Source organism: Microbulbifer elongatus, assembly GCF_021165935.1.
Classification (GTDB): domain Bacteria; phylum Pseudomonadota; class Gammaproteobacteria; order Pseudomonadales; family Cellvibrionaceae; genus Microbulbifer; species Microbulbifer elongatus.
Genome location: NZ_CP088953.1, coordinates 1,802,463 through 1,820,666, shown reverse-complemented (window position 1 = coordinate 1,820,666; position 18,204 = coordinate 1,802,463). Strand labels below are relative to the sequence as shown.

The following is an 18,204-nucleotide window of genomic DNA, read 5'->3' as shown; positions in this document are numbered from 1 at the left end:
GCAAAGCCAAAATTTTCAAGTTCGGGAATTTAGTGACCGCAAATCACCAAGCAGTCCGCCCATCACCGCTGCAGCTACCGCAACCAGGGCCGGCCACCAGGGAGCGCCCAGTACCTGCAGGGTAAGGGCGGAGAGAATGATCCGAACCAGGCAGGCCAGCCACCGGGCCCAGCCATGCAGGGCAACCAGGAAAATACCGATACTTACTGCAGCGGCCAGAAGGTTTCCCCCATACGCGCCGGCGGTCATGTTTTCATTTATATGCGCCGTCCGCGTATTCGCGGGAATCGCGCGGTTGAGCGCTCAATGCACGCGGCCGCGCCACTGCGGTAGCGAGAACCAGAACAAAGCAGCTGAGTACGAAGACCTTGTTAACGAACCAGTTGGTGCGCCAGATATCCCACTGGGGCTCCGCCAGAAACAGTGCAAACTTGGTGACGATAATCACGATTTCGATCGCTGCCATCGCGATCGCCAGGATGCGCAGGTAACCCGGCTGTCTGAGCAGCGCCCAGCCCAGCCACAGATGGGCCAGCGGCCACAGATCCCAGTACACATGGCTGTGCCAGGGGGTGCCGCTGGACAGGGCCACAGCGATGGGAAACAGGTATTTAATAAACAGCGTCCAGGCCACCAGCACAAACAGCAAGTGGGCGAGAAACCACCGCCAGTGCACCGCTCGATCCATGGGGTCCGTATCAACCATCGACCCGCTCCCGCAATACGTCCGCCGCCAGTTCGAAGGAGCGCAGCCGCGCGCGGTGATCGTAAATCGCGCCGGTAACAATCAGCTCGTCCACCCGGGTGCGTTCGAGAAATCCATCAATCCACTCGGCGACGGTGTCGCGCGTGCCCACCGCACTCTCCGCCAGTGCCTGCGCCACCTGCATGCGCTCGGCGGGAGCGGCGATGGATTCCGGATCGTCCACCGGCGGTTTGATTTTACCGGGGGTGCCCCGGCGCAGGGCGACAAACTGCTGCTCGATGGACGTCATCAGCTTGCGCGCCTCAACCGCGTCGTCCGCAGCAAACACATTGATCGCCGCGGCCGCATAGGGCTCTGCCAGCGATTCCGACGGCTTGAACTGTGTTCTATAGAGATGCAACGCCTGATCCAGCATGGCGGGGGCAAAGTGAGAGGCAAAGGCAAACGGCAGTCCCATGGCCGCCGCCAGCTGCGCACTGTAGAGACTGGAGCCCAGCAACCAGATGGGCACCTGCAATCCGGCCCCCGGCACGGCCCGTACCCGCTGGCCGGGTGTTTCCGGGGCGAAGTAGTGCAGCAACTCGCGTACGTCCTCCGGAAACTGGTCCGCCGCGTGCAACGGATCCCGACGCAGGGCGGTCATGGTGGCACCATCGGTACCGGGTGCCCGCCCCAGCCCCAGATCCACCCGGTCCGGGTAGAGTGCCGCCAGGGTGCCGAACTGTTCCGCAATCACCAGCGGCGCGTGGTTGGGAAGCATCACCCCGCCGGCGGCAACGCGAATCTTGCTGGTACCCGCGGCGATATGGCCGAGCGCCACCGCGGTCGCCGCACTGGCCACGCCGGTCATATTGTGGTGCTCTGCCATCCAGTAGCGGCAGTAACCGGCACCTTCGGCGTGGCGTGCCAGATCCAGAGAGTTCAACAATGCCGTGCGGGCGTCACTCCCCTCGGTAATGGGGGATAGATCCAGCAGTGAAAAAGCGCGCATATCAACTCCTGTACGCGTTTGGCCTTGCGCAAGCTGGCGCAAAGGAGGGTTCAGATATGACCATCGTAGCGAACCTGTTCGCCACGCACACCACAGTTCCTGCCACTTCGCTTATCTGATAGGATCGCGCCCGCAAAACCTACTGCACAACCTAAGGGGTGGCGAAAGCCTGAGATGCTGCGGGATCTTTTACGATTCTGCAGGAAACCCTTGAACCTGATCCGGCTAATACCGGCGTAGGAATAGGTAGTCCTCCAGCTCCCCACTTCACGTCGCGCTCCGGGTCTCTCACCGATATGTACGAGAGAGCCATGAAAACCAATAACGCTTTTAAACCACTCGCCCATACCCTTGCCCACGCTATTGGTGTGGTAACCGCGTTGATCAGCGCCACCGCGGTCGCGGACACCGCGATCGAGGAAGTGGTGGTCACCAGTCAGCTGCGCGCCAGCAGCCAGCTCGACACCCCCACCAGTGTGAGTGTACTGGACGCCGCCGCCATCGAGACCCGCGGCGCCAGCAACCTTGAGCAGCTGCTGAACCTGGCGCCCAATGTGAACTTCTCCAGCGGTGCCTCCCGCGGACGCTTTGTACAGATCCGCGGTATCGGCGAGCGCAGCCAGTTTATCGACCCGGTGAATCCCTCCGTGGGACTGATCGTCGATGGTATCGACTTTACCGGCCTCGGCCTCGCCGCCAGCACCCTGGATATGCAGCAGGTGGAAATCCTGCGCGGCCCCCAGGGCACCGTGTATGGCGCCAACGCGCTGGCCGGTCTGGTGAGCATGACCAGCAATGCGCCGACTGCCGAGCACACCGGCAAGATATCCGCCGAAGCCGCGCGCTATGGCGCCCACACGGTGTCCGCAATCACCAGCGGCCCCCTCTCGGAACAACTGAGCTACCGCTTTGCGGTGCAGAACCAGCAGTCCGACGGCTATGTGTACAACCGTTACCTGGATCGCAAAGACACCAACAATATCGACGAGACCGTGGCCCGCGGCAAGTTGCGCTACCAGGCCAGCGACGACCTGCAACTGGACTTCACCCTCTTCTACCTGGATGCGGACAACGGCTACGACGCCTTCAGCTTCGACAACAGCCGCACCACCCAGTCCGACCAGCCCGGCCACGACCGCCAGGAAACCCTGGCCGGTGCGGTGAGCGCCCAGTGGAGCGGCAACACACTATTTACCGTCCACTCCGTATTGAGTGCCGCCAGCTCCGATACCGAATACGGCTACGACGAAGACTGGTCTTATCTAGGCTTCCACCCTTGGGAATACGTCTCCACCGACAACTACCTGCGTGACCGCGACAACCTGAGCGCCGATGTGCGCCTGGTATCCACTGAAGAAAGTCGCCTGTTTGGCGACAGCACCGGCTGGGTGGCGGGTGTCTATCTGCGCACCGAAGAAGAGGCACTGGAGCGCAATGCCCGCTTTGCCAGCCAGTTCGATACCGATAACGCCGCTATTTACGGGCAGCTGAATACCGCACTGAGCGACCGCCTTGAACTGATTACCGGCCTGCGACTGGAACAGCGCCGCGCGGACTACGATGACAATCTCGAAGTCGCCAGCGACACCCGCGAAGACCTGTGGGGCGGCAATATCACCCTGCAGTTCAGCGCCACCGACAACACCATGCTCTACGGCACCCTGTCCCGCGGCTACAAAGCCGGCGGCGTCAACGGCCGCATTATTTCGGCGTCGGAAAACAACCCGGCCATCGGCAGCGAGACCTTCCTGTTCGATACCGAAAGCATGCTGAACTATGAGCTCGGCGTAAAAGGTGACTGGTTGGAAAACCGCCTGCAGGCGCAGTTCGCCGCTTTCTACCAGGACCGCAGCGATGTTCAGGCCAAGCAATCCATTTTCAACCCGGAAGACTTTTCCTTCGACGACTATCTGGCCAATGCCGCCGGCGGTCACAGCACCGGTATTGAGGCAGAAATCAACTTCCAGGCCAGCGATGCCCTGCAACTCTTCGCCACCATTGGTTGGCTGAATGCGGAATTCGAAGACTTTGTCAGCAGCACGCACGTTGACGGCCGCGATGACAACACCGGCGACACTTCACCGGTAGATCTCAACGGTCGCGACCTGGCACACGCGCCGAATTACCAGTACGTTACCGGTGCCGAATACGCCTTCACCAGCAATCTGAGTGGACGGGTGGAACTGGAAGGCAAGGACGATTTTTATTTCTCCAACAGCCACAATGAAAAATCCACCGCCTATGAACTGGTCAATGCGCGCCTTACCTATCGCGGCGACAACTGGGATCTTTCCCTGTGGGGCAGAAACCTGACCGACGAGGTGATCTACACTCGCGGTTTCTACTTCAGCAACCAGTTCGGCAACAACCCGGCCAACGGCTATGCCCCGGAAGCCTACTACCAGCTGGGTGAACCGCGCACCGCGGGCATCTCCGGCAGCTACACCTTTTAATTGGGAATATTGATATGCAACTCTCCGTAGAAATCAGCATGTACCCACTGAAAGACGAGTACATCCCGGCGATCAAGGATTTTATCCAGCGCCTGAATGAGCAGCCGCAGCTGCAGGTGATCTCCAACACCATGAGCACCCAGGTATTCGGTGACTACGATGTAGTGATGGACGTACTGAAAGCGGAAATGCGCAAATCCTGGGAACAGTTCGGGCGCGCGATTTTCGTGTGTAAATTTATCGACGGCGATCTCAACCCTAATATCGGGCTCTGATCCATGTTCTCCCCGGAAATTCGCGAAGCCATCGCCCAATCCATGGCTGCCATGTCCCTGTGGGAAGTGGCCGCGGTGGTACTGGCACTGGCCTACCTGCTGCTCGCCATGCGGGAAAACATCCTGTGCTGGTACGCCGCCTTTGCCAGTACCGGAATCTACCTGTTCCTGTTCTGGGATGTCAGTCTGTTGATGGAATCGGCACTGCAGATTTTTTATCTGGTAATCGCCGTATACGGCTGGTGGCAGTGGCGGCATCGCAATAGAGACGGCGAAAAGCTGCATATCCACCGCTGGTCTGCAGCCATGCACCTTGGGGCCTTCGCGGGGGTTGGCGCACTCACGCTGATCTTCGGCTATGTGCTGGACAATTACACCAGCGCCGCCCTCCCCTATCTGGATTCTTTCACCACCTGGGGAGCCGTGATCACCACTTACATGGTGACCCGCAAGGTGCTGGAAAACTGGCTCTACTGGATCGTCATCGACGGCGCCGCCATCTATCTGTATGTCGACCGCGGCATGTATCTCACCGCCCTGCTGTTCGTCCTCTACGTGGTGCTCGTCGTTATCGGCTTTTTCCAGTGGTACGCGCTCTACCGCCGGCAAAAGGTTGAGCCAGAACAAGCCCTCGCCACATGAAGAATCTGGTCGACACACTCCTCGCCGAAGAATGGCAACACTGGAGCGACCAGCCACCGCGATACATCCGCCCTCTTGGGGGCGGGCTGACCAATCACAGTTTTCTCATTCAGACCGGCAGCGACAGACTGGTACTGCGCATTAATGCTGCCAATTCCAGCGCACTGGACCTGAACCGCAGCGCAGAGGTGGAAGCCCTCACCCACGCCAGTAAAGCCAATCTGAGTGCTCCGCTGGTGTATAGCGACCCGGGCCATCGCTACCTGATCACCCGCTTTATTGACGCCACCCCGCTGACACTGACACGGCCGAACGCGATCGCCGATCTGTCACGTCTGCTGCGTCAATTACACCGACTGCCACAGACTGGCACCCATCTTGATTACGCCGCGAAAGCCGAAACCTACTGGCAATCAATCCAACCGAGCGACCCTCTGCGTGCGTCGCTAAAACAGCTGCGGGAAAAAATACAGCCGCGGCTAATCCACTGCAGCCAGCAGACAGACAATCACTGCCTGTGTCACAACGACCTGCTGCCCGGCAATCTGCTTGTGGATAACACCGGCGTGCTGCGCGCCATCGACTGGGAATACGCGGCCTGTGGCCACCGGTTTTTCGATCTGGCCACGGTAACCCTCGGGTTTGAAATGAAGAATGATCAGCAGCAGACGCTACTCGAGGGGTATTTACAACGCCCTGTCAAAGATGGGGATTTGGAAAAACTCCAGCGGTGGCAGCAGGTGTACCGCTATCTGTCGATTCTCTGGTACGGGGTTCAACGCAACGGCAAAGCGTCACCACCCCTGTCGACGGCGGCGTTGCAATCGGAAATCCGTGCCCTGACAGCAGAACTGGTTTGATTCCCCGCCCCTCAAAGGTCACCGCGACAGGCTTTTAGAAAGAGACCGCGGTAATCATCTGTAGAAAATGGCAACGGATTGCCCGGCGCCGATGGGTCCGCGGCGGCCATACCCGCGACCAGATCCGCGTCTTCCTCACCAATACCGATTTCCGCCAGCGTATGCGGAATGCCAAAGTCCCGGCGGAGAAACAGTACCCAGTCCAACACCCCCGCAAAGCCCGCAGTGGGCAACGCCAGATAGCGGGACAGCCGGCTCATCGGCTCCTCAATCGCAACCTGATTGGCGCTCAGTACATAGGGCATGAGGATTGCGTTGAGCAGGCCATGGTGCTTGTCGTACCGGGCACCCAGGGGATGGGCCAGCGCGTGCATGGCACCGAGCCCGCGCTGAAAGGCGGTGGCGCCCATACTGGAAGCCACCAGCATCTGCATTCGCGCCTCCAGATCATTGCCATCGGCTACCGCCCGCGGCAGGTACACATTGATCAGACGCATCCCCTCCAGGGCAATACCCTCCGCCATGGGATGGAAGTTATTCGTACAGAAGGCTTCCAGGTTGTGGGACAGTGCATCCATGCCCGTCGCCGCGGTAATCGGTGCCGGTAGCCCCAGAGTCAGCTCGGGGTCGAGCAGAACAATTTCCGGCAGCATGCGCGGGTGAAAAATGATTTTCTTTAATTTGGCGTCTTCGTCGGTAATCACTGACGAGCGCCCCACTTCCGAGCCGGTTCCGGCAGTGGTGGGCACCGCAATTACCGGCACCATGCCCCGGGTATTGACCTTGAGGTAGTTGTCTCCCACATCTTCAAATTCCCAGATGGGATGGGTCTGCCCGACCATCAAGGCAATCGCCTTGCCCGCATCCAGCGCAGAGCCGCCGCCGAACGCAATCACACCATCGCAGCCATGAGCCCTGAAGACGGCAACCCCGTCGCTCACATTCCTGCCGGTGGGGTTGCCCTTGATGTCACTGAACACCGTCAGCGGCACCCCGGCCACCAGGCAGTTCTCTACCACACCCTGAATTATTGGCAGTGCCGCGAGGCCGGGATCGGTCACCAGCATCGGTGATGCCATCCCCATCTCGCGGCACAGCTGCGGCAACTCGCAGACACGCCCGGGCCCGACACGCATGGCGGTGGGGTAGTTCCAGCTGGTAAAAAATGGATTGTCGGACATGGTCTGTCTCAAGGCTCAAGTTTGAAGTGAAAAGATTTCGGCCGGGTAAGGTGTTCAAAGCCGACGCCGGACAGGGTGCAGCCGCGACCGGAATTTTTGACCCCGGTCCACGCCAGGGCCGGGTCGAGATAGTCGCAGCGGTTCAGAAATACGGTGCCGGTTTGCAATTGGTCCCCGAGCGCCAGCGCGGCCTCGGCATCGGCGGAGTAAATGGCGGCGGTGAGGCCGTACTCGCTGTCGTTCATCAGTGCCAGCGCTTCTCCGTCGTCCGCCACAGGCATCACCCCCAACACCGGGCCAAAGGATTCCTCGCTCATCACCCGCATATTGTGATTGACGCTGGTGAGCAGTTGCGGCGCCATATAAGCACTGCCGCGCTGATCCAGGGCAAAGTCACCGTCATCAATATGCGCCTGCGCGCCCTGGGCCAGGGCCTCGTCAATCTGGTCGCGCACAAAATCCGCGGCACTGGCGCGCACCAACGGCCCCAGTGTTGTGGACTGTTCATCGGAACGGCCCAGACGGTATTCGCGAATCAGCGCCGTCGCCCGCTGCACAAATTCATCAAACAGGGATTCGTGGACGTAAGCCCGCTCTATGCCACAACAGGACTGACCGGAATTGAAAAAAGCGCCGTCCACAATGGACGCCACGGCATATTCCAGGTCCGCATCGGCGCGCACATAGGACGGATCCTTGCCACCCAGTTCCAGCCCGACAGAGAGGAAGCGCCCGGCTGCCGCACTCTCTACCGCGGCGCCGCCGGCCACCGAGCCGGTAAATGCCACATGCTGGACACCACCGTTGATCAGAACCTGCTCCGCATCGCGATGATCCAGATGCAGATACTGGAACACCCCGGGCGGCAGTCCCGCTTCGGTAAAGGCGGCCACCAGTTGTTCGGCGCACAGCGGCGTCTGTGCGGAGTGCTTCAGAATGACACTGTTGCCGGCGAGAATGGCCGGCGCGATCGCATTGATGGCGGTCAGGTAGGGGTAATTCCACGGCGCGATCACAAAGCTGGTACCCAGTGGCTCCCGGCGAATAAACCGGGTGAAGCCCGACTTCTCCGGTAGCGGGATATCCCCCAGCGGCCCCGGCGCAGACTCGGCGAGATCCGCCATATACAGCGCACGCTCCGCTAGGCCATCAATTTCACCGCCGGCGTACTGAATCGGGCGGCCCATCTGCCAGCAGATCTCTTCCGCCAGTTGCGCTTTTTTCTGCTGCAGGTTTTTTACCGCGGCACGCACCAGTGCGGCGCGCTCGGAAACCGGCACCTGCCGCCAGTGCTGCTGGGCACCTTGCGCGCCGCTGAGCGCGTTCTGAATCTCGTATTCCGTGGCCAGTGGGCGCTCGACATAAACCCGGTTGTCGATGGGGGAAATGCACTGGAGTTTTTGCATAAATCTATGGGCTTCCTGCCTGAATAAAAATTGGAATCAGATAATCTCGAAGTACCGCTGCAATTCCCAGTCGCCGATATGTTTGCGGTATTCGCGCTCTTCCCACTCCCGGCTCGCGGCGAAATGCTCCACAAACGCCTCCCCAAACAGGTCCCGCGCCGCGGCAGACTGCTTGAGCCGCTGTGCCGCGTCCCAGAGAGTGCGCGGCAGTGCCAGTTCATCGGGGTGTTCGCTCTCGTAGGCATTCCCTTCCACCGCCTCGCCCGGCTGCCACTGCTGTTCGATGCCGTAAAGACCGGAGCCCAGCGCCACTGCGAGAGCGAGATAAGGATTGGCATCGGCGGCACCAAGGCGATATTCCTGACGCTGGGATTGATCACTGCCGGGGATGACCCGCAGTGCCGCGGTGCGATTTTCCACACCCCAGGTGGCATCGGTCGGCGCCCAGAAACCGGGGATCATGCGCCGGTAACTGTTGATGGTGGGCGCCACCATGCACAACAGCTCTGGCATCAGCCGCTGCTGCCCGGCCAGAAAATGCCGTTGAATATCGCTCATGGAATGGGGCTGACCCTCGGCAAAAAACGCCGAGGTGTCATCGCTTTTATTGCGCAGCGACACGTGGATATGCCCGCTCTGGCCGGGGTAATCGTTGGACCATTTGGCCATAAACGTCGCCATCAAACCGCGCCGTTGCGCCAGTACCTTGATAAAGGTTTTGAACAGCGCCGCCTTGTCACCGGCCGCCTCCGCGTGATCCACCGTGATCGCCGCCTCCAGCACCCCGGGGCCCGTTTCTGTATGCAGCCCCTCGATGGGAAAATCCATCTCCTCGGCAAACGCCAGAATTTCGTGGTACAGATCCGCGTGCACCGAATTGCGAATCGTGGAATAACCGAACCAGCCGGGTGTAAACGGCTTCAGATCCCGATATCCCTTGGCGCGGGCAGAATCCGGCGTCTCATCAAACAGGAAAAACTCGTACTCCAGCGCCGCAAACGGCACAAACCCCGCCTTCTCGCAGCGCTCGATAACCCTGCGCAACAGAGCCCGCGGACACACCGCCTCCGCCGCCCCCTCAAACTCCGCCAGAAACAGCAACATACCGTCTTCAAACGGCACTTCGCGGCAGCTATGGGGCAGAATCCGCACCGGCGCATCCGGATAGCCCGTGTGCCAGCCGGTATAGCGCGCGTTATCGTACAGCTGATCCTGGATATCCCACCCCAGCACCACATCGCAGAAGGCAAAGCCCTTGTCGAGGGCGGAGAAAAACTTCTCCCGGCTCATATACTTGCCGCGCATCACCCCGTCGTTATCAAACAGCCCCACCTTTACATGGGTCAGGTTGCGCGCTTCCACAATCCGCCTGGCGTCGGCCACCGTGCGCACCTCGCGGGGATTCAGCGCCCGGGGCGTGCCATTGGCCGCGGGGGAAGGGGCAGAGACCGATGTGGTGACGGATGCCGGCGAGGAAGGCGGCAGTTCGGTGGACTCGTCCATGAGAAGCTCCGTTATTGTGACCACCGCGTCATGCGATCAAGGCAGGTGGATTCTTGCCCTCAAGCATAGTCAACGCAGCGATGTGCTGTGCGAAGGGGGCGATTGCGGGTAAAGCCTTGCAAGACCTTCCGCGAGAGGGGCCGAAGGCGCCGTGAATGCCTGGAACGGCCGGGCCACCTCGTGGAAGAGCCCCCATGGATGGGTTAAGGGGGGGCGCCTAGCTCGTGTCTTGCAAGGCTTTACCCGTGAGCGGCCCCGCCACTGTGCCCCAAATTCACGACTATGTTAGCGACCGCTCAGGGTATATAATCCGGCCTCCAAATTTTCCGATCACACATTAGTCAGGACCAGCAATGAGCTTCGACAAGGTTTCTCCAGGCAAAGACCTGCCCAACGATATCAACGTAATCATCGAGATCCCGGCCAACCACGATCCGATCAAATACGAAGTCGACAAGGACGCAGACGCGGTATTCGTAGACCGTTTCGTAGCTACCCCCATGTTCTACCCGGCCAACTACGGCTACGTACCCCAGACCCTGTCTGAAGACGGCGACCCCCTGGACGTGCTGGTTGTAGCCCCTTACCCGGTAATGGTTGGCTCCGTCATCCGCTCCCGCGTGATCGGCGTTCTGAACATGACCGACGAATCCGGTGTCGACGCCAAACTGCTGGCGGTACCGCACACCAAGCTGACCAAACTGTACGACCACGTGAACGAAATCGGCGACCTGCCGGAGCTGCTGATCAAGCAGATCGAGCACTACTTCGAAAACTACAAAGCACTGGAAGCAGGCAAGTGGGTGAAAGTAGACGGCTGGGCCGACGCTGACACCGCACGCAAAGAAGTGATGGCCTCCCGCGAGCGCTACCTGAAGGAAGAGGGCTGATCCCCACTGGCGATCACCTGATCTTTCCGAAAGCCGGCCTTGCGCCGGCTTTTTTGTGCCCGTTAAATAGCCTCATCAATATTTCCGGAGCAGCTTTCATGCCAGATACCGTCAACGGCCCCGACGGCAAGCCCCGCTGCGGCTGGTGTGCCGCCACCGATGACTTCTTCCCCTACCACGACAACGAGTGGGGTTTTCCGGTGGACGACGACCAGCGCCTGTTCGAGAAGATCTGTCTGGAGGGGTTCCAGTCCGGGCTCAGCTGGCGAACCATCCTCGCCAAACGGGAAAACTTTCGCGCAGCCTTCAAGCAGTTCGACTTCAACAAGGTGGCGAAATTTTCCGAACAGGACGTTGAGCGGCTGCTGCAGGATGCGGGGATAGTACGGCACCGGGGCAAAATCGAAGCGGTGATCAACAACGCCCAGCGCGCCCGGGAAATGGTGAAACAGGGAGGCTCACTGGCCGCCTATTTCTGGCAGTTTGAACCAAAAGAATCTACAGATACCGCGCCGCAGAGTGTTTCCACCTCTGACGTCTCGACAGCCATTTCCAAAGATCTGAAAAAACGCGGCTGGAAGTTCGTCGGTCCCACCACCATTTACGCATTTATGCAGGCGATGGGACTGATCAATGACCATGTGCAAGGCTGCGTGACCCGCAGCGCGGTCGACAAGGCGAGAAAACGCTTTAAACGACCTTCAGTCCGGTAGCTTGAACGACGCCTTGCCGCTGATGTGACTGCCCAGCTGCCAGTTGGGCACCTGAACCTGTACAGACGGGGGCGCCGGCTGCTCACTGGCCTCAACCAGATTTCCACCGGCGGGCTTCAGGCTCAGATGGCTCACCGGCACCTGAACCGGATCCACCTTGGCGCGCTCGTGGTCCTTGAGTAGATATCCCTCCATCGGGGCCAGAGAGAGACCGCTTTCGGAATCCACCTTCTCGGCTGCGGGCGGCTGGGGCTGTGGTGCGGGGCTGGGCGCCGGAGCAGCTTGCTGCGGCTCACCTTCCGGTTTGAGGGAAGACAGCGCGCCATGACGGGACAGGGTGGCCTGCAGCTGCTCGGCCTGCGCCTGACTCAACCCCTTCTTGATGGCGAGCGGACGACCGCTGAACAGCTTTTCCACGGTGTCCGGGCCAGCTTTGAACAGGCGCGCGAAGTTGGCTTTTACGTCCGCTACCGTGTACCCGGGCTCCAGATCGCCGCGGAAAATTACGCTGTACGTCGATTCGGTCATAGCCTTACCTCATTGATCATCTCGATAGTGTTGCCGCGTTCCTCGTCGGCCACTGCGGTTGCTGGCATCGCTGGCGTGAGTAATCGCCATTCAAACCAATTTAGCTGTCAGAATCCAGTGTCTGATCCATGGTGTAAGCCGGAGCACCTTCACATTTACCGCCTACTACCCGCGCCGGCACACCGGCCACCGTGGAATGGGCCGGTACGTCGCGTAATACCAGGCTACCCGCGGCAACCTTTACCCCTTCACCGATCTTCACTGGCCCAAGTACCTTGGCCCCGGCCCCGATCATGACCCCGCGACCAATCTTCGGGTGGCGATCGCCGCCGCCACTGCCAGTTCCCCCTAAGGTCACCGAGTGCAGAATCGATACATCATCTTCCACCACACAGGTTTCCCCCACCACGAATCCGGTGGCGTGATCGATCATGATGCCGCAGCCAAAGCGGGCGGCGGGGTGGATATCCACCGCAAACTGCTCCGACACCTGGCTCTGAAAATACAGGGCCAGCGTGTGACGGCCCTTTTTCCACAGCCAGTGGGCGATACGATGGGACTGCAGGGCGTGAAAGCCTTTAAAGTACAGAAAGGGCATCAGATACTGGTCGCAGGCCGGGTCACGGTCGTACCAGGCGCAGATATCGGCCTGCATACACTGGGAAATGGTCGGATCGTCGGCGAGGGCCGCGGCAATCACTTCCTGCAGGGCGGTGGCGGTCAGTGCCGCGTGATCCAGCACCGATGCCAGCTGATAGGCCAGAGCGCGGTCGATACTGTTATGGCGCAGTACCGTGTTGTGAAAATAACTGGCCAACACCGGCTCGCCGGATGCCGCGGCGGCAGCCTCTGCCCGCATTGCCGACCAGATATCCCGTTGTTTCAGCGCGCGGGCATTCACATTATTCAGAGAAATGGGTTTCACTCCTTTGCTCACGCCCTGTTTTTACAGTCGTGTGATGTTCGTCGGGTAGGCGGATTCCGGCACAGCAATAAACCGTGCGTAGATTTCCGGCATCCGCGCGCAGATACACTCGCTCAGAGCTACCTGCTGGTCCGGTGCGCAATCGAGAATCAGGTCCACCAGCGCCTGTTCGCTCAGCAGGTCCTGAAGTTCCCGTGCGCGAGGGGCGTAGCTCAGGTGCCAGCGTTCCGGCGCCACACCGCCGCGATCTTCCGCGTAAGGCCGGAACAGCCCGCGACTTTCACCCGCCGCAATACGCTCATCCAGCCAGCAGTGGAAGGGGCCAAATACGCCCTCGTCCGCAACTTCATCCGGGGTCAGCTGCACCTGGTAATCTTCGCCGACGGCGGCGGCGTCAATGATATCGAAGTCTGTCCCCCAGTGGTGGCGGGACGCTCCTGGCAGGGCGGACCAGCGCAATATAGCGAAGACGATGTCATCGGGCGACATCCGGGTGAGGTCGACAGGTCTCCCGGCGTTGTCCAGCACTGGCCGCTGACCGGAGGCCTTGGCATTCCAGATGATCCGCTGGCGCTCAAAACCTCGAAACCCCGAAACCACTTTGGGCTCGAAGCCCGCATCACGCGCATCGCGCCGCAACTGGTCGAATGCGCTAAGCGCTTCCGGGTGCATCAGCTGCCCCGACACAGGCTCGAGGATGACATGGGCATCGGTAAGCCCAAACAGCATGTCACGCAATAATCGGTGCATCGATTTCTCAACCTTGGAGCCGCCACAACCCATGTGTTCCCGCGGGTGACGGCTCGAAACAGAAACGGGCGACCTGCAAAAAGCCGCAATGCAGACTAGGCTTTTTCAACAGGCCTGACTAAATAGCACAATATTACCCGCTGATGAAATTAGACCAACGGCGAAGTGTCATCACTGTACTGCAATTGTTAAGGTGCGTCAGGCGCCAGCCAGTCCCATTTCGCGCCGCACAGCGGTCGAACGCGGACTACCCGTTCACCGCAGGCGACGGTTTGGCCTTTTATTCTTTTGTGCTATGTTGAACGGCCGCTAAAGTTGGTCCCGAGTGAAGACCTGAAGAAGAAAAGGTTCTCCGGACCCCATCGGGCAGGCGCAAAAAGGACTCGCGGTTGCCACACTGTCAAAAAGTTCAGGGAAGAATTTTATGCACCCAAGTCAGTCAGAGTTGTTGAAACTGAAAAACCTGGGACTTGCCTCCGTAAACATCCTGCATTCCATTGGCATCCGCACGCTGGATGACCTGCACCGCGTCGGCCCCGCGGAAGCGTTCGCCAGTATCCGTCGCCGCGGTATCAACGCCTCACGGGTTCTTCTCTACGCCTTACAGGGCGCCATTCTCGATGTGCACTGGAATGACCTGGACCCGGACCTGAAAGCCAACCTGGTCAATGAAGCCGAGCAACTGCTGGCACGCAAAGACAGCGCCTGACCCTTACACTCTCCCCCGGTCAATTTTATCCAGGCACAACTTGTAATTGGCCCGGCTCGACCCTATTTAGAGCAGGATCCTGCCACGGGATCACCCCCGGAACCTCTATCCCCACTGCGCGGTCTCAAGCGCCGGTGGGGCGGATGGTTTCACCTTATTATTCGGTTTCTGCTTACCCTTCGGAGAATGCACATGCTGCGAATAGGGCTTTTCCTGCTTACCAACCTGGCGGTGATGGTGCTGGTTGGCATCATCTTTAACCTGCTGGGGATCCAGGGAATCCTCGATGCCAACGGCGTCAACCTGAACCTTCCCGGACTCTTGCTGATGTGCGCTATTTTCGGCATTGGCGGCGCGTTTATCTCGCTCCTGCTGTCGAAGTTTATGGCGCGGATGACGATGAAAGTACAGGTCATCGATCAGCCGCAAACGGCGGACGAGCGCTGGCTGGTAGAGACCGTGCGGGAACTGTCCCAGAAAGCGGGTATCGGCATGCCGGACGTGGGGATTTTCCCGATGCCCCAGGCCAATGCGTTCGCCACTGGCTGGAACCGCAACAACGCGCTGGTGGCGGTGAGTGCCGGCCTGCTGCAGCGCTTTAACCGGGACGAGGCGCGCGCGGTGATCGGGCACGAGGTTGGCCACGTGGCCAACGGCGATATGATTACCCTGGCGCTGATTCAGGGGGTGGTGAACACCTTTGTCATGTTCTTTGCCCGCCTCGTCGGCTTCTTCGTCGATCGGGTACTGCTGCGCAATGAACAGGGCCTCGGTATCGGTTACTACATTACGTCCATCGTGATGGACATGGTGTTCGGTGTCTTCGCGATGATGGTGGTCGCCTGGTTCAGCCGCCGCCGCGAGTACCGTGCAGATGCCGCTGGCGCCCACCTGGCCAGCCCCGATGCGATGATCGCCGCGCTGGCGCGCATCAAGGCCGAGTCCGAAGCGGGCCGCGAGGAACCGCTGCCCGCCAACATGAAGGCGTTCGGCATCTACGGCAACAGCATGGCCGCCCTGCTGGCCAGCCACCCGCCTCTTGAGGATCGGATCCTGGCGCTGCAAAATTCTGCTCGTTGACCGCAATTTTTCAGGCGTGCCCAGCGGGCACGCCTTTTGATCCGGCCCTGCGGCCAATTGAATAATTCACGCAGGAATCCGCCTTCGCTATGACTGTGATCGATTTTTTCTCCCGCTTCGCCATTACCCTCGCTCTTACCTGCCTCGCTATCGGCGCCAGCGCCGATTCCCGCGTCCCCCAGTTCGCCACGGACGATGAAACCAACACCATGCAGGTGTTCAATTTCGCCAGTCCGTCGGTGGTGTTTGTCACCAATGAAACCCTGGTGCGAGACCGCTGGACCCTGCGCCTGCACTCGGTGCCCAAAGGTTCCGGCAGTGGCTTTATCTGGGACGAACAGGGCCATGTGGTGACGAACTTCCACGTGATCGAGAAGGCACGCAAGATCACCATTACCCTGCAGGATCGCAGTGAGTGGCCCGCGCAATTGGTGGGATCGGCGCCGGAGAAGGACCTGGCGGTGCTGAAGATCAATGCGCCGCGGAAGTTGCTGAAGCCGCTGGTGGCCGGTGAATCTGCGGGCCTTGCGGTGGGCCGCAAGGTGCTGGCCATTGGCAATCCGTTCGGTCTGGATACGACGCTGACCACTGGGGTGGTGAGCGCCTTGGGGCGGGAGATCGAGGCGGCGGGTAACCGGACGATTCGCAATGTGATCCAGACGGATGCGGCGATCAATCCGGGCAATTCCGGTGGCCCTCTGCTGGACAGCAGTGGGCGGCTGATCGGGGTGAATACGGCGATTTACAGTCCCAGTGGGGCGAGCGTTGGGATCGGTTTTGCGATTCCGGTGGATACGGTGAAGAAGATTGTGCCGGAGTTGATTGCTCACGGTCGTCTGGTACGGCCGATTCTGGGGATTGAGTCGGCGCCGGACCAGTGGGCGAGCCGTTACGATTTTACCGGTGTGGCGGTGCTGCGCACGGCGCCGGGGATGCCGGCGGAGAAGGCGGGGCTGCGCGGGGTTTATCGCGGCAGTCGCGGGGGCTGGCAGTTGGGTGATGTGATTGTGGGGATCGATGGCCAGCCGGTGAATAATTACGATGATTTGATGAACCTGCTGGAGAACCGGCGTCCCGGGGACCGGGTGCGGGTGGACTACTTGCGGGACGGAGAGGCATATCAGACTTCGCTTGTTCTGGCGGCGCCTTAACGAGGTTCGAGGGCTACGGGCCTGACTCAGTGGCGGCGCCGCTACCGGGGAAGAGGGGGCAAGACACGCCGTGAACCCATCCATGGGGGCTCTTCCGCGAGGTCCCTCTCGCGGAAGGTCTTGCCCCCTCTTCCCCGGCATCGCCGCCTTCGCATCGGATTTCGCAGCACTATTCAATTTCTGTACACTCGCCTGCTGAATTCCAAAGCAACCTCGAAAATCTGCGAACTACCATGCAAAAACATTTCCTCTGCGGCTACGAAGACCTCAACGAAGGCGACTCCAAAGGCTTTTCTCTGGGTGAGAAAAGCGCGGGCATGGACAATGTGTTTGCGGTGAAGAAAGACGGCGAGGTATACGCCTACAAGAACGTTTGCCCGCACCGGGGCATTAATCTGGAGTGGCAGCCGGACCAGTTTCTCGATTCGGAGAAGGCGCTGATCCAGTGCGCGTCCCACGGTGCGTTGTTCGAGATCAGCACCGGGGAGTGCATTGCCGGGCCCTGTGCCGGGGATGCACTGACGCCGGTGCCGGTGGAGTATGCGCAGGACGGGCTCTATGTGTTGCTGGCGGACTGATTGATTCTCTGGGTTATGTGGCAGGCCGGTAGGGTATTGGCTCGATAAGACGGATTTCATCTGCGTCGAGCTTGGCGCGATAGACGATGACTTCAACGCCCGCACTGACTGCTTCCTGCAGCGCGGCGGCATACGCCGGGTCTATTTCCACCGCAGCTTCTACGGTTTCGATGGCGGTGTGCTGGACGCAATAAAACAGTACCGCGCGGGTACCGCTCTGGGCGAGTTTCTGCAGTTCGCGCAGGTGTTTGCTGCCGCGGGCGCTGACGGCATCGGGGAAGAGTCCCCGGTTGCCTTCCGCGAGAGTGACATTTTTCACTTCCACATAGCAGTCGCCCTGCTCGCCGCTGAGCAGGAAGTCGATGCGGCTGTTTTCCTCTCCATATTTCACTTCCCGACGCAATGTGTCGTAACCCTGTAACTCTTGCACCACACCCTTGTGGATGGCTTCTTCCACCAGGTGGTTGGCACGCCCGGTATTCACGCCGGCACGGGCACCTTCCGGGGTGGTGCTGATTTCCAGGGTGTGGCGGTACTTGCGTTTGGGGTTGCCGGAGTCGGAGTACCAGCAGGGGGTGTTTTCTTCCCAGCAGTTTTTCATGGAGCCGGTGTTGGGACAGTGAATGGTTAAAATTTCACCATTCGGTAATTCAATGTCGGCCAGAAAGCGTTTGTAGCGGCGCAGGAGTTTGCCCTGAGCCAGAGGAGGGCTGAGTTTCACGGGGACTTCTCGCTTTTTTGCTCAAAAAGTCATCACTTGTAGATGTGAACGACAAGTTGGGGAAATTTTGGCCGCCAGAATACACCAACCGGGTCATTCATTGTGGGAGGATCGTCGCCGGCAGGCCGGTACGGCAACATTT

Annotated in this window: 20 protein-coding genes and 1 riboswitch; of the genes, 10 read left to right on the top strand and 10 right to left on the bottom strand. The window is 59.9% G+C overall.

Features of this window, described 5'->3' with window-relative positions; genetic code table 11:
* Nucleotides 1-15: 15 nt before the first annotated feature.
* From LRR79_RS07450 to LRR79_RS07440, 3 genes are read right to left on the bottom strand one after another with little or no spacing between them, the layout of a single operon-like run.
* A complete protein-coding gene (locus LRR79_RS07450) occupies nucleotides 16-249 on the bottom strand; it encodes a hypothetical protein (protein ID WP_231759730.1) in 234 nt (77 codons plus the stop codon).
* A 4-nt stretch (nucleotides 250-253) separates the two neighbouring features.
* A complete protein-coding gene (locus tag LRR79_RS07445) occupies nucleotides 254-706 on the bottom strand; it encodes a hypothetical protein (RefSeq protein WP_231759729.1) in 453 nt (150 codons plus the stop codon).
* Nucleotides 699-1,697, bottom strand: a complete 999-nt coding sequence (locus LRR79_RS07440; RefSeq protein ID WP_231759728.1) for an LLM class flavin-dependent oxidoreductase — start codon at nucleotides 1,695-1,697, stop codon at nucleotides 699-701. The genes LRR79_RS07445 and LRR79_RS07440 overlap by 8 nt, the downstream gene beginning before the upstream one ends.
* Before the next feature lie 144 nt (nucleotides 1,698-1,841).
* A riboswitch (TPP riboswitch) is annotated at nucleotides 1,842-1,957 on the top strand.
* 51 nt (nucleotides 1,958-2,008) lie between these two features.
* On the opposite strand from LRR79_RS07440, the gene LRR79_RS07435 reads away from it, so the two are divergent.
* From LRR79_RS07435 to LRR79_RS07420, 4 genes are read left to right on the top strand one after another with little or no spacing between them, the layout of a single operon-like run.
* Nucleotides 2,009-4,150 carry a TonB-dependent receptor gene (locus tag LRR79_RS07435; protein WP_231759727.1) on the top strand — a complete coding sequence of 714 codons (2,142 nt, stop codon included), beginning with the start codon at nucleotides 2,009-2,011 and terminating at the stop codon, nucleotides 4,148-4,150.
* Between the two features lie 14 nt (nucleotides 4,151-4,164).
* Entirely contained in the window at nucleotides 4,165-4,425 is a 261-nt protein-coding gene (locus tag LRR79_RS07430; protein ID WP_066966529.1) for a YkoF family thiamine/hydroxymethylpyrimidine-binding protein, read from the top strand.
* Between the two features lie 3 nt (nucleotides 4,426-4,428).
* Complete coding sequence (gene pnuC, locus LRR79_RS07425) at nucleotides 4,429-5,067, top strand: nicotinamide riboside transporter PnuC (protein WP_231759726.1); 639 nt, start codon at nucleotides 4,429-4,431, stop codon at nucleotides 5,065-5,067.
* Nucleotides 5,064-5,927 (top strand): choline kinase family protein, encoded by an 864-nt coding sequence (locus LRR79_RS07420; protein WP_231759725.1) that lies wholly within the window; start codon nucleotides 5,064-5,066, stop codon nucleotides 5,925-5,927. The genes pnuC and LRR79_RS07420 overlap by 4 nt, the downstream gene beginning before the upstream one ends.
* 11 nt (nucleotides 5,928-5,938) lie before the next feature.
* Here LRR79_RS07420 and LRR79_RS07415 read toward each other — a convergent pair whose 3' ends face one another.
* From LRR79_RS07415 to LRR79_RS07405, 3 genes are read right to left on the bottom strand one after another with little or no spacing between them, the layout of a single operon-like run.
* On the bottom strand, nucleotides 5,939-7,108 hold the full coding sequence (locus LRR79_RS07415; RefSeq protein WP_231759724.1) for an iron-containing alcohol dehydrogenase: 1,170 nt from the start codon (nucleotides 7,106-7,108) through the stop codon (nucleotides 5,939-5,941).
* Nucleotides 7,109-7,116: 8 nt separating this feature from the next.
* Nucleotides 7,117-8,514 (bottom strand): aldehyde dehydrogenase family protein, encoded by a 1,398-nt coding sequence (locus tag LRR79_RS07410; protein WP_231759723.1) that lies wholly within the window; start codon nucleotides 8,512-8,514, stop codon nucleotides 7,117-7,119.
* 36 nt (nucleotides 8,515-8,550) lie between these two features.
* Complete coding sequence (locus LRR79_RS07405) at nucleotides 8,551-10,017, bottom strand: glutamine synthetase family protein (protein WP_231759722.1); 1,467 nt, start codon at nucleotides 10,015-10,017, stop codon at nucleotides 8,551-8,553.
* Nucleotides 10,018-10,370: 353 nt separating this feature from the next.
* Here LRR79_RS07405 and ppa point away from each other — a divergent pair, with 353 nt between their 5' ends.
* Together ppa and LRR79_RS07395 are read left to right on the top strand one after the other, a co-directional pair.
* Nucleotides 10,371-10,907: an inorganic diphosphatase gene (ppa, locus tag LRR79_RS07400; RefSeq protein WP_231759721.1), complete on the top strand. Its 537-nt coding sequence runs from the start codon at nucleotides 10,371-10,373 to the stop codon at nucleotides 10,905-10,907.
* A gap of 98 nt (nucleotides 10,908-11,005) precedes the next feature.
* Nucleotides 11,006-11,620 (top strand): DNA-3-methyladenine glycosylase I, encoded by a 615-nt coding sequence (locus LRR79_RS07395; protein WP_231759720.1) that lies wholly within the window; start codon nucleotides 11,006-11,008, stop codon nucleotides 11,618-11,620.
* Here the strand turns inward: LRR79_RS07395 and LRR79_RS07390 are convergent.
* The 3 genes from LRR79_RS07390 to LRR79_RS07380 all read right to left on the bottom strand — a co-directional run bounded on the left by LRR79_RS07390 (nucleotide 11,609) and on the right by LRR79_RS07380 (nucleotide 13,823).
* Nucleotides 11,609-12,148, bottom strand: coding sequence for a hypothetical protein (locus LRR79_RS07390; RefSeq protein ID WP_231759719.1), 540 nt, complete (start codon nucleotides 12,146-12,148; stop codon nucleotides 11,609-11,611). The two genes, LRR79_RS07395 and LRR79_RS07390, sit on opposite strands and share 12 nt — an antisense overlap.
* Nucleotides 12,149-12,248: 100 nt before the next feature.
* Nucleotides 12,249-13,073, bottom strand: a complete 825-nt coding sequence (gene cysE / locus LRR79_RS07385; RefSeq protein ID WP_322790442.1) for a serine O-acetyltransferase — start codon at nucleotides 13,071-13,073, stop codon at nucleotides 12,249-12,251.
* Nucleotides 13,074-13,094: 21 nt separating this feature from the next.
* Complete coding sequence (locus LRR79_RS07380) at nucleotides 13,095-13,823, bottom strand: M15 family metallopeptidase (RefSeq protein WP_231759718.1); 729 nt, start codon at nucleotides 13,821-13,823, stop codon at nucleotides 13,095-13,097.
* A 424-nt stretch (nucleotides 13,824-14,247) separates the two neighbouring features.
* Here LRR79_RS07380 and LRR79_RS07375 point away from each other — a divergent pair, with 424 nt between their 5' ends.
* The 4 genes from LRR79_RS07375 (at nucleotide 14,248) to LRR79_RS07360 (ending at nucleotide 17,341) form a co-directional block, all read left to right on the top strand.
* Nucleotides 14,248-14,532, top strand: coding sequence for a TfoX/Sxy family protein (locus tag LRR79_RS07375; RefSeq protein WP_231759717.1), 285 nt, complete (start codon nucleotides 14,248-14,250; stop codon nucleotides 14,530-14,532).
* Nucleotides 14,533-14,724: 192 nt separating this feature from the next.
* Complete coding sequence (gene htpX / locus LRR79_RS07370; protein ID WP_231759716.1) at nucleotides 14,725-15,612, top strand: protease HtpX; 888 nt, start codon at nucleotides 14,725-14,727, stop codon at nucleotides 15,610-15,612.
* An 89-nt stretch (nucleotides 15,613-15,701) separates the two neighbouring features.
* Entirely contained in the window at nucleotides 15,702-16,763 is a 1,062-nt protein-coding gene (locus tag LRR79_RS07365) for a S1C family serine protease (protein WP_231759715.1), read from the top strand.
* A 233-nt stretch (nucleotides 16,764-16,996) separates the two neighbouring features.
* Nucleotides 16,997-17,341, top strand: coding sequence for a Rieske (2Fe-2S) protein (locus LRR79_RS07360; RefSeq protein ID WP_043317498.1), 345 nt, complete (start codon nucleotides 16,997-16,999; stop codon nucleotides 17,339-17,341).
* Between the two features lie 13 nt (nucleotides 17,342-17,354).
* On the opposite strand, the gene sfsA is transcribed toward LRR79_RS07360, so the two are convergent.
* Complete coding sequence (gene sfsA, locus LRR79_RS07355) at nucleotides 17,355-18,062, bottom strand: DNA/RNA nuclease SfsA (RefSeq protein WP_231759714.1); 708 nt, start codon at nucleotides 18,060-18,062, stop codon at nucleotides 17,355-17,357.
* Between the last annotated feature and the right edge of the window lie 142 nt (nucleotides 18,063-18,204).

Excerpts from the sequence above, each read along its gene's own strand:
- LRR79_RS07395 (WP_231759720.1), top strand. The coding sequence starts at position 11,006 with ATGCCAGATACCGTCAACGGCCCCGACGGCAAGCCCCGCTGCGGCTGG.
- LRR79_RS07450 (WP_231759730.1), bottom strand. The coding sequence starts at position 249 with ATGACCGCCGGCGCGTATGGGGGAAACCTTCTGGCCGCTGCAGTAAGT.
- LRR79_RS07420 (WP_231759725.1), top strand. The coding sequence starts at position 5,064 with ATGAAGAATCTGGTCGACACACTCCTCGCCGAAGAATGGCAACACTGG.
- LRR79_RS07405 (WP_231759722.1), bottom strand. The coding sequence starts at position 10,017 with ATGGACGAGTCCACCGAACTGCCGCCTTCCTCGCCGGCATCCGTCACC.
- ppa (WP_231759721.1), top strand. The coding sequence starts at position 10,371 with ATGAGCTTCGACAAGGTTTCTCCAGGCAAAGACCTGCCCAACGATATC.
- LRR79_RS07440 (WP_231759728.1), bottom strand. The coding sequence starts at position 1,697 with ATGCGCGCTTTTTCACTGCTGGATCTATCCCCCATTACCGAGGGGAGT.
- LRR79_RS07390 (WP_231759719.1), bottom strand. The coding sequence starts at position 12,148 with ATGACCGAATCGACGTACAGCGTAATTTTCCGCGGCGATCTGGAGCCC.
- htpX (WP_231759716.1), top strand. The coding sequence starts at position 14,725 with ATGCTGCGAATAGGGCTTTTCCTGCTTACCAACCTGGCGGTGATGGTG.
- pnuC (WP_231759726.1), top strand. The coding sequence starts at position 4,429 with ATGTTCTCCCCGGAAATTCGCGAAGCCATCGCCCAATCCATGGCTGCC.
- LRR79_RS07410 (WP_231759723.1), bottom strand. The coding sequence starts at position 8,514 with ATGCAAAAACTCCAGTGCATTTCCCCCATCGACAACCGGGTTTATGTC.
- LRR79_RS07445 (WP_231759729.1), bottom strand. The coding sequence starts at position 706 with ATGGTTGATACGGACCCCATGGATCGAGCGGTGCACTGGCGGTGGTTT.
- LRR79_RS07365 (WP_231759715.1), top strand. The coding sequence starts at position 15,702 with ATGACTGTGATCGATTTTTTCTCCCGCTTCGCCATTACCCTCGCTCTT.
- LRR79_RS07360 (WP_043317498.1), top strand. The coding sequence starts at position 16,997 with ATGCAAAAACATTTCCTCTGCGGCTACGAAGACCTCAACGAAGGCGAC.
- LRR79_RS07375 (WP_231759717.1), top strand. The coding sequence starts at position 14,248 with ATGCACCCAAGTCAGTCAGAGTTGTTGAAACTGAAAAACCTGGGACTT.
- LRR79_RS07430 (WP_066966529.1), top strand. The coding sequence starts at position 4,165 with ATGCAACTCTCCGTAGAAATCAGCATGTACCCACTGAAAGACGAGTAC.
- LRR79_RS07435 (WP_231759727.1), top strand. The coding sequence starts at position 2,009 with ATGAAAACCAATAACGCTTTTAAACCACTCGCCCATACCCTTGCCCAC.
- LRR79_RS07380 (WP_231759718.1), bottom strand. The coding sequence starts at position 13,823 with ATGCACCGATTATTGCGTGACATGCTGTTTGGGCTTACCGATGCCCAT.
- LRR79_RS07415 (WP_231759724.1), bottom strand. The coding sequence starts at position 7,108 with ATGTCCGACAATCCATTTTTTACCAGCTGGAACTACCCCACCGCCATG.